The 13,505-nt window shown below is 71.3% G+C and carries 13 protein-coding genes and 2 pseudogenes; 9 read left to right on the forward strand and 6 right to left on the reverse strand.

What is annotated here, in order from left to right:
* Positions 1-426: 426 nt before the first annotated feature.
* Together KBY19_RS00710 and KBY19_RS00715 are read left to right on the forward strand one after the other, a co-directional pair.
* Positions 427-1,467, forward strand: a complete 1,041-nt coding sequence (locus KBY19_RS00710) for an SMI1/KNR4 family protein (protein ID WP_210964892.1) — start codon at positions 427-429, stop codon at positions 1,465-1,467.
* Between the two features lie 689 nt (positions 1,468-2,156).
* Positions 2,157-2,660: an NUDIX domain-containing protein gene (locus KBY19_RS00715; protein ID WP_099886638.1), complete on the forward strand. Its 504-nt coding sequence runs from the start codon at positions 2,157-2,159 to the stop codon at positions 2,658-2,660.
* A gap of 697 nt (positions 2,661-3,357) precedes the next feature.
* Here the strand turns inward: KBY19_RS00715 and KBY19_RS00720 are convergent.
* The 3 genes and pseudogenes from KBY19_RS00720 to KBY19_RS00730 all read right to left on the reverse strand — a co-directional run.
* A pseudogene (locus tag KBY19_RS00720) lies at positions 3,358-3,921 on the reverse strand (pyridoxamine 5'-phosphate oxidase family protein); the annotation flags it as partial.
* A gap of 171 nt (positions 3,922-4,092) precedes the next feature.
* Positions 4,093-5,502, reverse strand: coding sequence for a globin domain-containing protein (locus KBY19_RS00725; protein ID WP_210964893.1), 1,410 nt, complete (start codon positions 5,500-5,502; stop codon positions 4,093-4,095).
* A gap of 211 nt (positions 5,503-5,713) precedes the next feature.
* On the reverse strand, positions 5,714-6,424 hold the full coding sequence (locus tag KBY19_RS00730; protein ID WP_099882750.1) for an HAD family phosphatase: 711 nt from the start codon (positions 6,422-6,424) through the stop codon (positions 5,714-5,716).
* Positions 6,425-6,550: 126 nt separating this feature from the next.
* Between KBY19_RS00730 and KBY19_RS00735 the strand changes: the two genes are divergently transcribed.
* The 3 genes and pseudogenes from KBY19_RS00735 (at position 6,551) to KBY19_RS36110 (ending at position 8,089) form a co-directional block, all read left to right on the forward strand.
* Positions 6,551-7,102 (forward strand): DUF2269 domain-containing protein, encoded by a 552-nt coding sequence (locus KBY19_RS00735; RefSeq protein ID WP_099882752.1) that lies wholly within the window; start codon positions 6,551-6,553, stop codon positions 7,100-7,102.
* A gap of 33 nt (positions 7,103-7,135) precedes the next feature.
* Positions 7,136-7,282 (forward strand): annotated as a pseudogene (locus tag KBY19_RS37145) (MarR family transcriptional regulator); the annotation flags it as partial.
* A 303-nt stretch (positions 7,283-7,585) separates the two neighbouring features.
* Positions 7,586-8,089, forward strand: a complete 504-nt coding sequence (locus KBY19_RS36110; RefSeq protein ID WP_247690483.1) for a GNAT family N-acetyltransferase — start codon at positions 7,586-7,588, stop codon at positions 8,087-8,089.
* A 58-nt stretch (positions 8,090-8,147) separates the two neighbouring features.
* Here the strand turns inward: KBY19_RS36110 and KBY19_RS00745 are convergent, their stop codons facing one another.
* The 3 genes from KBY19_RS00745 to KBY19_RS00755 form a co-directional block, all read right to left on the reverse strand.
* Complete coding sequence (locus tag KBY19_RS00745; protein ID WP_099882756.1) at positions 8,148-8,678, reverse strand: hypothetical protein; 531 nt, start codon at positions 8,676-8,678, stop codon at positions 8,148-8,150.
* A 107-nt stretch (positions 8,679-8,785) separates the two neighbouring features.
* Complete coding sequence (locus tag KBY19_RS00750) at positions 8,786-9,388, reverse strand: bifunctional 2-polyprenyl-6-hydroxyphenol methylase/3-demethylubiquinol 3-O-methyltransferase UbiG (protein WP_210964895.1); 603 nt, start codon at positions 9,386-9,388, stop codon at positions 8,786-8,788.
* A gap of 187 nt (positions 9,389-9,575) precedes the next feature.
* Positions 9,576-10,427, reverse strand: coding sequence for a helix-turn-helix domain-containing protein (locus tag KBY19_RS00755; protein ID WP_099882758.1), 852 nt, complete (start codon positions 10,425-10,427; stop codon positions 9,576-9,578).
* A 240-nt stretch (positions 10,428-10,667) separates the two neighbouring features.
* On the opposite strand from KBY19_RS00755, the gene KBY19_RS36115 reads away from it, so the two are divergent.
* From KBY19_RS36115 to KBY19_RS00775, 4 genes are all read left to right on the forward strand, one after another.
* Positions 10,668-10,853 (forward strand): Atu4866 domain-containing protein, encoded by a 186-nt coding sequence (locus tag KBY19_RS36115; RefSeq protein WP_307843413.1) that lies wholly within the window; start codon positions 10,668-10,670, stop codon positions 10,851-10,853.
* Positions 10,850-11,617, forward strand: a complete 768-nt coding sequence (locus tag KBY19_RS00765; protein ID WP_099882759.1) for an SDR family NAD(P)-dependent oxidoreductase — start codon at positions 10,850-10,852, stop codon at positions 11,615-11,617. The genes KBY19_RS36115 and KBY19_RS00765 overlap by 4 nt, the downstream gene beginning before the upstream one ends.
* A 166-nt stretch (positions 11,618-11,783) precedes the next feature.
* Positions 11,784-12,557, forward strand: coding sequence for an SDR family NAD(P)-dependent oxidoreductase (locus KBY19_RS00770; protein WP_099886639.1), 774 nt, complete (start codon positions 11,784-11,786; stop codon positions 12,555-12,557).
* A 212-nt stretch (positions 12,558-12,769) separates the two neighbouring features.
* Positions 12,770-13,495 (forward strand): dienelactone hydrolase family protein, encoded by a 726-nt coding sequence (locus tag KBY19_RS00775; RefSeq protein ID WP_099882761.1) that lies wholly within the window; start codon positions 12,770-12,772, stop codon positions 13,493-13,495.
* Positions 13,496-13,505: the final 10 nt, after the last annotated feature.

Genomic DNA, 13,505 nt, shown 5'->3' on the forward strand with positions numbered 1-13,505 from the left:
GGGCCCCGGGGCCGCTTTGCCTGGTAGAAGGTGATCACCTTCCCTGGCCCGCGGCACCTCCACGGTGCTCCGGAGCGGCACCCGACGACTCGGACAGGCTCGCGGGCATGACTCTTTTCCTTCAGAGGGCGACGGCAAGGGAGACCCGCGATCAGGCCACGACGCCTGCGGGGTCGGTGGTGTCGGCCCAACTCGCGGCGGCGATGTCCAGAGCCCGTGCGGTCTCGCCGGCCTTCCCGTCGACGGCGTAGGCCCATGCCAGTCGTTCACGCAGCCGTGCGCGTACTCGGCGGGCTCTGGCAAACCTTCTCGACTTCGACGAAGGACGCTTGTCGGCGCCGCTCGTCCTCGTTGATGTCAGTCGTGGATGTCAGCCGGGTCGCAGTTCAGGCTCGTTGTCTGTGGCATGTGTTTCACTCTCTGGCCATGGACGAACAGGAACTGCTCGAAGCCGTTACCTCCGTGGTTCGGCCGGGCAGGCGGGAATTGGTGTGCGCCCGGTCTGGGCACCCGGCGGGGCATGTGTGCCTGACTGTTTCCGACACAATCAACCTGTCCACTCTCCTCAGGGAGTTCAGCCGTCGGTACGGGCAGCTGCGCAACCTCGTCATGGGCGGTTACGCCGATCCGACGGTGACCGAGCGGACCGGGCTGCCGCTCCTTGCTCCCTTCGCGGGGGAGCTGGTCGAGATGCGCGGGTGGGCGTGCGGCAGTCGGTGGATCGGCTGCGGTGTGGTCCGTGCGGGGGGCGGCGAACAGCTGATGGTGCTCGTGGCGGAGCGGGCTGCACCGCCGGAGGAAGCTTCCTGGGGGGACTCTCTTCTCCATGTCACAGGTTGGGACGCGCGGGACACCGCACAGCCCTGGGCGGAGATCGAAGCGGAAGTAGAGGCTGAACTGCCCGATGATTGTTGTGCGTGGGTACAGCGAGTGATCGGGCTGACCGGGTGGAAGCCGCTCGGGATCTCCGTCGACTGGGGGGCGATCGAGGGAGAGCTGGGGGTGGCGCTGCCGGCGGACTACAAGAAGCTCTGCGAGGCGTTCGGTGGCGGCGTCTTCAGTGACTCCATCTACTTTCTCGGGCTCGCCGAGGGCGTCTCGTTCAACTTCCTGACACAGTGGCGGGTCTCCCTCTCGGTCGACCAGGACGACAGGTACGGAGATGTCTCCCCCGTCGATCCCTATGCGGTCTACGCGCCGGGCGGCAAGGGGGTGGTTGCTTGGGGCTCCACCGAATGGGCTGACGAGTACTGCTGGCTGGTCGATGCCGAGCGGCCGGACGATTACCCCGTCCTTGCGCGGTCCCATGACGGCGGCCCATGGCATCGGTACGACATGTCCACCTCCGAGTTCCTCTACCGCGTCCTTGCTGATGCCGAATTTCGACCTTTTGGGATCGCGCAGTACGACCTCGGCGCGACGTTCGAGCCCGGCTCCGTCGGCCCCTTCGACGGCCGGCCGCTCTGACGGGAGGCAGCCGTCTCCCGTTCGTGGATCGGGGCCTCTTACGCTGACCGCGGGGCGGGCAGGCTTGAACCTGCCCGTTGGTGCCCGATTGGGGGCGGTGATGTGCGAGGGGTCGCGCCAGAATGGCCGCCTGAAAGCCGTGCAGACGACCGCCCCAGCCATGATGCTTTCCGACCTCATGCTCCATGTGCCTCTTGGGCAGGATCGGGGCGACGAGATGTGCCTGACGAAGTGAAGACAGGTTTCGACACTCAACGGCGGCTCAGTGGCGTACGGCGCGCAGTTGGCGAGCGCCCTCGGCTGTGATGCGGTAGCGGCTTGTGCTCGGTCGCCGTTGACGCGGCACTCATGGGGCAGCGGGGCGGCGATGTGAGCACCGAACGCCGTCGGCGCTACGTCGGCTCCGGACACAGCCCCGGCACAGCGCTCATGGAGTCCGGTGGCTCGGTGGGCACGCGGGTCCCGCCGCGCCACCGCCGTGAAGCGTGAAGGGCGGTTCGTGGCTCCCCCCTCTTGCCACGAACCGCCCGGCTCTACGCGCGAAGCAGCGCAGACGACAAGAGTAGTTGACTCAACGTCAGTGTCCAATCACTTATCGGTATGGACTTATCGGGAGATTTAATGGCCCGCCACTCACGGTGACGAAAGCGGAGGGTTTGGCCCGGGGCGATGTGGGCCAGACCTCCTGCATGTTCGTCGAACGTCCCGTGGTCAAGCGGACTGCCCGCGCCATCCTCCTCGCGCCCGGAGGCGGCCGGGGCCGACCCGCGGAGCTGATCCTCATCAAGCGCACCAAGCCCGGTCAGGAGCCGTACTGGATCACACCGGGAGGCGGCGTCGAACCCGACGTCGACCGGACCGTGGTGGACGCCCTGCACCGCGAGGTGGCCGAGGAACTGGGGGCCGAGATCACCGATGTGGTGCCCGCCTTCGTGGACACCGTGAGTGATCCCGAGGAGACACCGGGTGGAGTGAAGGTTCAGCACTTCTTCGTGTGCCGACTCGTCTCCCTCAACCCCCGCCTACGGCACGGACCCGAAGTGGAGGAGCCGCAGGGGGAGTACGAGATCGTACGGCTGCCCTTCACCCCGGAGGGCGTCACCTCGGTGGAGGTCGTACCGCCGTCGCTGCAGGCCTATCTCGCCGCCAACATCGAGGGCGTCCGATCCCTGCTCGCGCCCGACCTGGGCTGAGCGCGCAGCACCGCCCGGCCGACCGCCGCCCGTCCACTGTCCGCTATCCGAACCAGCTCTGGAACGGGGCGGGTTCGGGAGCGTCCTCCGGCTCGGCGTTCCGGCCCCGGCGCTGCGCCTCGGCCAGCGCCCGTTCGGCCTCCAGCCGCCAGGCGGAGATGTCCCGGGCGTGCTCGCCCATCTCCCCGTTCCCGGAGCGTGCCGACATCGCGGCGGAGACCGCCGAGGACGCGGCGGGAACGGCGGCCGACGCGGCGGCATGCCGCCGCCGCGGCAGCGGCTCGGGGCCGGTCCCGGGGCCGGAGGCAGTCCTCTCTGCCCGCTCGGGCTCCGAGGACTGCTCCCGCTCCCCGGAGGGGTCCGGGCGCACAGCGGGTTCGGCCGCCGTGAGGTGCGCGTGGGCCGGCTCGGCCCCGGGCACGGGCAGTGTGGTCGGCATGGGCGGTGTGGCGGGCACGGGTGGCAAAGCGGGCGTGGTCGGCAGCGGCGGCGCCGCGAGGGTGAGGGTCTCCTCGGCCCTGCCGCCTTCGACCTCGTCCGCACCACCCGAGGCCGGAGTTTTCGAAGCCGGAACCTCCGCGGCCCGAGGGCTCGGGATCTGCGGGCTCGGCGCCGACGTACTCGCGGCCGACGTGCTGGGCGCCGATGCGCTCGGGGTCTTCTCGTCCGAGGCCGCAGCATCGCGGCGGGCCTCACGGGCGTCGCGGGCGGCACCGAAGAAGTCGCCGCCCTTGCGCTTGTAGTCGTCGGTGCCCCACTCGCGCGCCGGGCGGCGCGGAGCCTTCTGGAGGTGGGGGATGTGCTTGGCGCAGTGGATGTACGCCTCCTCCACCTCGACCCGGACCCACAGCACGGCCCGCCGCCCCGGTACCGGGTCCTGCGGCAGGTCCGGGACCCAGGGGCGCAGTTCGGCGTCGTCCAGCACCTCGGCGCGGCCGTTGATGTGCAGTCCGATCCGGGCGCGGAGGAAGTCGATGAGCAGGAGCCCCACATGGGGGTTCTCCTGGATGTTGCCGAGGCTGGCGTGCACGCCGTTGCCGCGGTACTCGGGGAAGACCAGCGTCCGCTCGTCCAGCACCCGCAGGAACCCGGGCGGTCCGGCGCGGAAGCTGTTGTCGCACTCGCCGTGGCGGTCGGCGGTGGCGAGGAAGAACATCTCCTGCTGCCGGGTGAACTCCCGCATCCGTTCGTTCAGATGGTCGAGCACCTGGTCCTGGTAGAACCGGTTGGCGCGACCGTCCGAGCCGATCCGCTGCTGCAGCGCGTGTTCCCCGTCGCTGCCGGGCAACCGCTGCCGCGGCGGGCCGTGGTCCGTGCCCGCTATGTGCCCCGCGGACCCGCCGCCGTTTCCGTTCGCGTCACTCAACGCCGCCACTCGTCCCTTTCCTCAGCCGGCCGGCCCTCGACAGCCACGATCCGCACACCCCACCACTCAGACCCCCTGCGCGACCAGTTCGTCGAGGGAATCGTGGCGTATGCGATGTGTGGGGATGCCGAGCCCGACCAACGTCTCGACTCCGGTTCTGATCATTCCGGGCGGCCCGGACAGATAGCCGTCGTACGCGGCCCAGGGGCCGTATCTGCGTACCGCGTCGGGAAGCTCGCCCGCAAGCGCCTCGGCGGCGGCCTGCGCCGCGCCCGCCGCGACCACCGGCCGTACGGAAAGCCAGCGGTGGCGCTCCTTCAGGCGCAGCATGGTCTCCAGGTCGTAGAGGTCGTGGCTGGTGCGGGCACCGTAGAAGACCTCGACCGGGCGTGGTCGGCCCTGACCGGCCACATCCTCGACCAGCGCCTTGATGGGAGCGATACCGGTACCGCCGCCCAGGCACAGCAGACCGCTGTCGGCGCGGTGGTCGACGACCATCGAGCCGGCCGGCGGGCCGAGCCGCAGCACGTCACCTGGGCGGGCGCGCTGCACCAGCGCGGTGGAGACCCACCCGGCGGGCACGGACTTGACGTGGAAGGTCAGCAGCCCGTCGGGGCGGGGGGCCGAGGCGAAGGAGTAGTGCCGCCACACCCGGGGCCACCAAGGGGTCTCCAGGCTGGTGTACTGCCCGGCGCGGAACGGATACGGCTGGTCCGGGCGGACGGTGATCACGGCTATCTCCGGGGTGCGGAGCTCGTGCGAGACGATCTCCGCGTCCCACCAGGCCGGTGCCCGGCGCTCGTCCTCGGCAGCCGCGTCGATCATCGTCTGGGAGATCGCGGTGTAGGCACGCACCCAGGCCGCCTCGGTGCGCGAACCCCAGCTGTTGGGGGCGTAGCGCGCGATCGCCGCCATCAGGCACTCGCCGACGGCCGGGTAGTGGGTGGGCAGGGTGCCGTACTTGCGGTGGCCGCGGCCCAGGTTGGCGAGGTAGTCGCCGAGGAGTTTGCCGTCGTCGTAGAGGCGTACGGCGGTCAGCAGGGCGCGGAAGAGCCGGTCCCGCTGGTTGTCCATGGCGGCCGGGAACATCTCGCGCAGATGCGGGTACTGCACGAACAGCAGCGCGTAGAAGTAGGCGGTCGCCGCGTCGGCGGAACGTTCGAGCTCGTCCATGGACGTCCGGATCAACTCGGAGTCGGCGAGCGGTCCGGTGGCGGTGGCAGGAGCAGGGGCAGGGGCAGGGGCCGGTGCCGCTTCGGCCCTCGGTGCCGCTTCCGCTTGCGGTTCCGCTTCCGCCCTGCGCTCCGGTCCCGGCTCAGCTGCGGCCGTCCCGGTGCGGCCCTGCGGGGCCGGTGCCGCGTCCAGTGCGCCTGGCGCGGGGCGCTCCGCGGCTTCGGCGTCGGACGCCGGGGTGAACCATCCCCGTCCGCCGTTGCCAGCGGCGGACGCACCGTCGCTGCCCGACATGGTGCTCATGCTCGCCTCGCCTCGTACCTCTTCCGGACGTTCTGTGCACATCCGCGTTCCGAATGTTCCGGTAAACCGCCCCCTGCACGCATCGAGCAAGGAAACCTTTGCTGTCCTTACAGCACGATGCGGGAGGGACCCGACCATACCGTGAAGCCTTCACGCCACAACCCCTGTTCCCGGTTCCGACGAATTCCGCCATTCGGAACGGGAACATGAATTACCGTGCGTCAGGGACCAGTCCGTAGGCGTCCCGGAGATCACGGCCGGTGTAGTGGTACGAGGCGAGGGAGCGGACGTGCTCGTCGGCGTTGACCGCCACGGAGACCGGGACGGCGGCGAACAGTTCGGCGTCGGAGAGGGAGTCCCCGTACGCCACGCAGTCCTCGGCCCGGACCCCGAATTGGGCGCACAGCTCCTTCGCGATCTTGACTTTCGACGACGGTGAAAGAATCCCGTCCGGGTCGAGGGGACGCATCGGATACTTCGTACTTCCGTTCGGAATTACAGGCGGAACCTCCGGCCACCGCGAACCGTGGGTAACGTCGACCCCCCAATCCAGTAGTCGCCGTACAAAGAAATCCGGCGAGAGGGAAATCACGGCGCACCGCTCCCCGTTCGCCCTGATCCGGGACCACACCTCCTGGATACCCGCCAGCCACGGCGCTCCCGCGAAGGCGGCGGCCACGATCTCCTCGTTGAGCGCCGACCACAGCGCGCACGCGCGCAGCGCGAACTGCGGGGGTGTCAGTTTCCGTTCCGCAAAGGACCGTTCGAGCTCCTTGATCTCCTTCTCGACGCCGAGTTGCTGGGATATCTCCACGGAGGCCGCCGATCCGTACAGCAGCGTGCCGTCGAGGTCGAAGAGGTGGAGCCGGGGGCGGGGCCGGTCCGGCGCGGATCGCGCGGTCGCATGCTGAACCCGATGCATACCCGCGATCGTACGACCGGGCATGGGTACCGCCGTATGCGCGCGTTCACGTACTCGGCATCGAGCAGTCGCGGATACTCCCGCCGTCGGACGCCGTACGCGGCGGCCGACGGCACAGTCGGGAACATGCGGCAACTCTCCCGACGTGCCCGCAGGGGCACCCTCGCGCTCCATGTCTGCGCCTCGGCCGGCTGGCTGGGCATGACGCTGTGCCTGCTCGCGCTCGGCCTCACCGCTGCCCTCACCGACTCCGACGCGGTGGCCGAGGCGGCGTACCGCTCCATGAAGGTCTTCGGAGACTGGCTGCTCGGCCCGCTCGCCCTGGCCACCCTGGTCAGCGGAGTGCTGCTGTCCCTGGGCACCAGGTGGGGGCTGGCACGGTACTGGTGGATCTGGATCAAGTTCTGGCTCACCCTGGCGGCGGCGTCGGCGAGCGTCCTCGCCTTCCGCGTACGGATCGACAGCACGGTTGCCGACGTCCTCGCCGGACGTCCGGTCCTGCCGTACGAGTTGGTGATCCCACCGGTCGTCTCGCTGGGCGCCTACACGTTCATGACGGTCGTCTCGGTGCTGAAGCCGTGGGGGATGACGAGGCGGGGGCGCCGCCGCGCTCCCGCTCCCCGCCGTCCACCACAGCCGTCCGCCGCCGGTGGCCGGACCGATCGATCCGGGCGTTGATTGCGGGGGCGAGGTGAGTTCTCGCTGCTGGACGTGTTGAGCGAGCAGCACGACGGGGACGGCGGCCACTTCCGTATGCATCAGCTCGCCGACGCCGTGGTCCTCAGCCAGAGCGCGACGACACGACGGGTCACGCGGCTGGAGGACCGGGGGCTGCTGCGGCGGTACCTGTGCCCCGACGACCGGCGCGGCATCTACACGGACGTGACCGAAGAGGGCCACGCACTGCTGGACGCGGCCCGCCCCACGCACGACGCCGCCCTCCGCGAAGCGCTGAACGCGGCGGAGGCCCGTCCGGAGCTCGCCCCGCCGGCCGCGCGCGGCCGTCCGTGCCCTCGCCCCCGCCGAGCGAACGGCCTGACGGCACCCGGCCCCACCGAACGCGTGGACCTCCCGCCGAGCACCCGGATCGCCCCCGGCCGGGACCGCGCGCAGCGTGCCCGCGCCGCTGTGGCCGTGACCACAGGGCGTAGGGTTCGGAGGATGACCACGCCTTCCACCGGCGCGGCGACCTCCGCCGCCGAGCCGCCCGCCGAGGAGTTCACCGTCCGCCGGGCGACCGCCGAGGACATCCCCGAGATCGTCGCCATGCTCGCCGACGACGCGCTCGGCGCGGCCCGTGAGACACCGTCCGACCTCGCCCCGTACCGCGCAGCGTTCGACCGGATCGACGCCGACCCCAACCAGCACCTCGTCATCGCGGAGATCGGCGGCAAGACGGCCGGCACCCTGCAGCTCACGGTCATCCCGGGGCTGTCCCGCCGGGGAGCCGCCCGCGCCCTCATCGAGGCCGTACGCATCCACGCCGATTTCCGCGGCAGCGGTCTGGGCACCCGGCTCATCGAGTGGGCCGTCGCCGAATCCCGGCGCCAGGATTGTGTTCTGGTGCAGCTCACCTCCGACGCCACCCGCGTCGACGCACACCGCTTCTACGAGCGCCTGGGCTTCCAGGCGTCGCACCTCGGCTTCAAGATGCCGCTGGCCTGAGAGCACTACGGCGGCGGCATGCGCCCCCCTCGGCCGGGCCGAGGAGGCGTTCCGCCCATCAGCCGGCGCCGCGCGAACCTCGGCACGGTGCCGCTGCACCTCTGACGGCCGCCCCGCTCCGGGGGCCAGGACCGCACGCGCCCCCGGCCGCACCCCCCGGCCGAAGCCCCAGCCGCTCCCACACCCGCCCGCGCAGCAGCGCGTACTCCGCGGCTCTGCGCAGCGAATGACCCATCGGGCGGGGCACGGAGACGCCTTCCATGACGACCTGGCCGGCGCGGAACTGGTCACCGGTGAGATCGACCTCGGAGCCGTCCGGCAGCCTGTTCCACCAGTGGAAGCCCTGCCGCTCGCCGTTCACCGCGTACACCTCCCCGCACATCAGTTCCCCGCCCAGCAGGTCGTGCACCACCAGCGCCGTCACATCGCACTGCCCCCACGCGGGGTTGGCCGGACTCCAGCCCGCGCGCGCCAGATCGTCCGGGGCACAGGTGTCCGCGCCCCAGGACGCCCGCAACGCCCCCTCGATCCGGCCCAACTCCGAAGCACCCACGCCCACACCGGAAACTCCGACCGCATCCACACTCATGTCCGCAAGCATGCCCCACCCCACTGACAACGACCCCTGTCGACCGTGTCACAAGGCGGTTACCCACCGCTGTTCCCAGCGCGGCGCGGGTGCCGTCGGACCGCCGGTCACCGCAGGCGTCGGGCCCGCAGCACGACGTCGTGCGTGTGGTGCGTGCCCGCGGGCGTCGGGCTGGTCCGGGGACGGGTCTCGTTGATCAGGACGGCCCAGTCGTGGTCGAGGAGGCCGGCGACGTCGCCCGGCTGGCAGAAGTCGGCGGGGTCGAGGTCCAGTTCCGAACGCGGGGGCAGGTCGGCGAGGTCGTGTCCGGCGAAGAGCAGGGTCCCGCCGGGAGCCACGGCGTCCAGCAGGCCGCGCAGCGCGGCATGGTCCGGCTGGCGCCGGAGCGGGAGGTAGTGGGCGGACACCAGGTCGAAGGAGGCGGCCGGGGGTGAGGCGGCGGTCAGGTCCATATGGGTCCACGCCACCCGGTCCTCGAGGTCGGCCCCGGTGGCGGCCGCCCGTCGCAGGGCGGTGCGGGAGATGTCGATCGCGGTGACCTGCCAGCCGCGCCTGGCCAGCCAGAGCGCGTCGGCGCCTTCACCGCACCCGACGTCGAGCGCCTGTCCGGGCGGCAGGTCGGTCGCCTCGGTGACGAGCACCCCGTTGGGGGCGCCGCTGAAGACCTGGTCGCTGCTGCGGTACTTCTCGTCCCAGAACTGTTCGTCCATGTGTCCTGCCTCGGTAGTGGTCGATGGCCCGTCGCCGGTCCGGCGAGTGACCACCAAGCTGCCCCGGGGAGGGACAGAACGACAAAACCGTTTGCGGAAACCGCAAATCCGGCGACGCGTGCCGTTGCCGCCGATCGCCCGGCACGCCGACGGTACCGGGCATGCCGGATGCGCCGGGTACGCCGCCTCAGCCGCGGCGGGGCCAGGGGTCGGCCTGCCGCCGGGTGGCGTGGACGGAGCCGAGGAGGTGGAGGGCCTCGGCGCTGGGGCCGCCCGGTTCGGCGTGGTAGATGACCAACTGCTGGCCCGGGGCGTCGCGTACGTCGAATGCCTGGTAGGTGAGGGTGAGAGGGCCGACGTCCGGGTGGAGGAGTTGCTTGGCCTCCTGCGTCTTGCCGCGCACGGTGTGGGCGTTCCACAGGCGGGTGAAGTCCGCGCTGTGCTCGGTCAGGGTGTGGACGAGTTCGCGCAACCGTGGGTTGTCCGGGTCGAAGCCCGCCGCCTGGCGCAGATTGGCGACGGCCGCCCGGGCCGCCCGGTCCCAGTCCGCGTAGAAGTGGCGGCCCGCCGGGTCGAGGAAGGTCATCCGGGCCAGGTTGTCCGCCGGCTCGAACGGCGCGTAGAGGGCGTCGGCCAGCGCATTGGCGGCGAGGATGTCCAGGGTCCGGCTCATGACGAACGCCGGGGTGTGCGGATAGCCGTCCAGCAACTGGCGCAGCGCGGGAGCGACCCGCTCGGCGGCGCGCTCGACGCTGCGGTCGCTCGGCACGGTCCCGGCCAGCCGGAACAGATGCGCCCGGGCGTCCGCGTCGAGGTGCAGTGCGCTGCTGAGGGCTTCGAGCACCTGGGATGAGGGGTTGCGCTCGCGGCCCTGTTCCAGACGGGTGTAGTAGTCGGCGTTCACCCCGGCCAGGACGGCGACCTCCTCGCGGCGCAGCCCGGCGACCCTGCGGGCCCCGTAGCTCACCATGCCGACCTCCTCCGGCCGTAGACCGGAGCGGCGGGCGCGCAGGAAGTCTCCCAGGTGGTTGTCGTCCATGCGTTCAGGCTAGGCGTCGGCCCGAGGTGCTGCCGGGGTGTGTCGCACCCAGGCAGCACACGTCCTGGTCGCTCGCCGCCGACCTGCGCAGACTCGTTCGGAGCCGGACAGGACCGCACCGGTCGGGAGAGGAGTCCGCCATGGCCGGGACCGCAGAGGGAGACGACCCCGTCGACGTGGTCGGGATGTGGGTGACCGCGGACGGTCACATCCTCCCCCAGGCCCTTGGAGGCCTGGGAGGTGCACCCAGAGCTGCTGCCGGACGGCCGCTACGACGAAGCCCGCGGCGCACGGCGCAGCTCTGCCACGAGCACCTCGTACTCCACCGGGAGCACAAGTCGCCGTGACGCAGCAGTCAACGGCAGTCAACGGCAGCCAGCAGCAGCCAGCAGCAACGAGAAACGAGAAACGAGAACCCTTCCATGACAGGACAACGACTCGCCGGCAAGGTCGCGCTGATCACCGGTGCGACCGGGGGCCTCGGCACCGCGACCGCCGAGCTCTTCGCCCGAGAAGGCGCCCGGATCGTGCTGACCGATGTCGCCGAAGCCCCCCTGCGGGAGCTGGCGGATCGGATCGAGGCACCCGGGTGCCCGAGCGCGCAGGTCGTCACCGCCCGCCTCGATGTCTCCTCCGCGCGGGAGTGGGAGGAGGTGATCGCTCTCGTCCGCGACCGGTTCGGAGCGCTGGACATCCTGGTGAACCTCGCCGGCATCGTGGACTGGCCGGGCATCGAGGACACCCGGGAGGAGGCCTGGGACCGCGTCATCGACGTGAACCAGAAGGGCACCTGGCTCGGCATGAAGGCGGCGATGCCGCTTCTGCGCGCGAGCGGCGACGCTTCGGTGATCAACACGTCGTCGGTGCTCGGCCTGGTGGGAAGCGGCGCGGCCGCGGCCTACCAGGCGTCCAAGGGCGCGGTGCGCCTGTTGAGCAAGACCGCCGCGGTCGAGTACGCCCGGCAGGGAGTGCGGGTCAACTCGGTGCATCCCGGGGTGATCGCCACGCCGATGATCCAGGAGATCCTGGATGACCAGGGCGACCAGCAGCCGGACATCCGTCGTACCCCCATGCGCCGGGCCGGCCGCGCCGACGAGATCGCGCCCGCGATCCTCTTCCTCGCCTGCGACGACTCCTCCTTCGTCACCGGCTCCGAGCTCGTGGTCGACGGCGGGCTCACCGCGCACTGAGCGAGCAGCCGGTCGTACGACACCCACCACGCCCGCCGCGACGGCCGCACCGCCCTGCCGCACCGCCACATCGGAGCGCCGCGCCCGCCGCACCGACCCCCGCACCGACCCGCTCGGCGGCATCCGAGCGCCGGTGCTCCCCTCCCCCAGGAAGTACGCCATGACCATGACATCCGCTGCCACCTCGCCGTCCACTGAAACCGCCGAGTTCGCCGGAAGAGTCGCCCTCGTCACCGGGGCCGCGCGCGGCGTGGGCAAGGAGACGGTGGCTCTCCTGACCGCCCGCGGCGCCCGCGTCGTCGCCGTCGACCTGCGCCCCGACATCGAAGACCTGCCACACGAGATACCCGGCGTCCTCGCGATGAGAGGGGACATCACCCAGGAAGAGACCGCCACCCGCGCGGTGCGGTCAGCGGTCGACGAATTCGGCGGACTGGACATCCTGGTGAACAACGCCGGACGCACCCTGAACAAGCCCGTCACCGAGACCACCGCCGAGGACTGGGACGCCGTGCTGGCAGTCAACGCCCGCGGCTCCTTCTTCTGCGCCCGCGAAGCCTTCCGGGCCATGCGGGCCCGCGGCGGCGGAGCCATCGTCAGCACCGGCTCCTACACCTGCACCGTCGCCCTTCCCGAAGGCGCCGCCTACAGCGCGTCGAAGGGCGCTCTGGCCCAGCTGACCAAGGTGCTCGCCGTCGAGGGCGGACCACTGGGCATCCGCGCCAACATCGTTGCCGCAGGCGTCGTCGAGACCGACTTCCTCGACACGATCCGCTCCGACAGCCGCGCGTATCTGGCGTCCTTCGCGGACGCGCAGCCACTGGGCCGCGTGGCACAGCCCGAAGAGATCGCCGAGGTCCTGTGCTTCCTGGTCTCACCACGCGCCGGCTTCGTCACCGGAGCCGTGGTCGCCGCCGACGGCGGCTTCACGGCCGTCTAGCCCGGGGGGGGCGGGGAGCCGGGTGGAACCCGCGGGCGGGCCGGGTGGCCGGGCGCACGCGCGGGCGGGGGCGCACGCGCGTGCCAGGGGGGCACCGACTGCGCCCGCGGAATCGGCGGTTCCCGCCTGCGCTGTTCCGCCGACGGTGAAGACTTTCCGCCGACGGTGAAGACCGGTCCGACCGGACCCGCCGCTCACTACAGTCCGATCCCATGACGACGATCACCACGCGCACGGTCACCTACCCGGCCGACGGCCTGACGATGAAGGGGCACCTCGCACTCCCCGCCGGTGCGGGCCGCCGGCCCGCGGTCCTGATCGGGCCCGAGGGGCCGGGCCTGAACGACTTCCAGCGCCGCCGGGCTGACGCCCTCGCCGAACTGGGTTACGTGGCGTTGGCCTTCGACCTCCACGGCGGGCGCTGGTTCACCGACCCGCAGGAGATGCTGGCACGCGTGACCCCGCTGCTCGCCGATCCCGACCGGATGCGGGACATCGGCCACGCGGCACTCGACGTGCTGCGTGCCGAACCGCGGACCGACCCCGACCGGATCGGCGCCATCGGCTACGGCACGGGGGGCGCGGTCGCGCTGGAACTCGGCCGCGACGGCGTCGACCTGCGGGTCATCGGGACGGTCAACGCACTGACCACGGGCCGACCGGGTGAGGCGGCGCGCATCCGCTGCCCCGTATGGGCCGGGGTCGGGTCCGAGGACCCCATCATGCCGCCCGCGCAACGGGACGCCTTCGCCGCCGAGATGCAGGCCGCGGGCGTCGACTGGCGCCTCGTGGTCTACGGCGGGGCCCTGCACGCCTTCCACCACCCACCGGTCGACCAGACCGTACTCCCAGGCGTCGGCCACCACCCGCAGCACGCGCAGCGAGCCTGGCGCGACATCGTCGACCTGCTCACCGAGTGCCTGCCCGTCACCGAATGACGGGGTCTTC

The sequence above is a fragment of the Streptomyces sp. B15 genome (genome assembly GCF_018070605.1).
In the GTDB taxonomy this organism is placed as follows: domain Bacteria; phylum Actinomycetota; class Actinomycetes; order Streptomycetales; family Streptomycetaceae; genus Streptomyces; species Streptomyces smyrnaeus.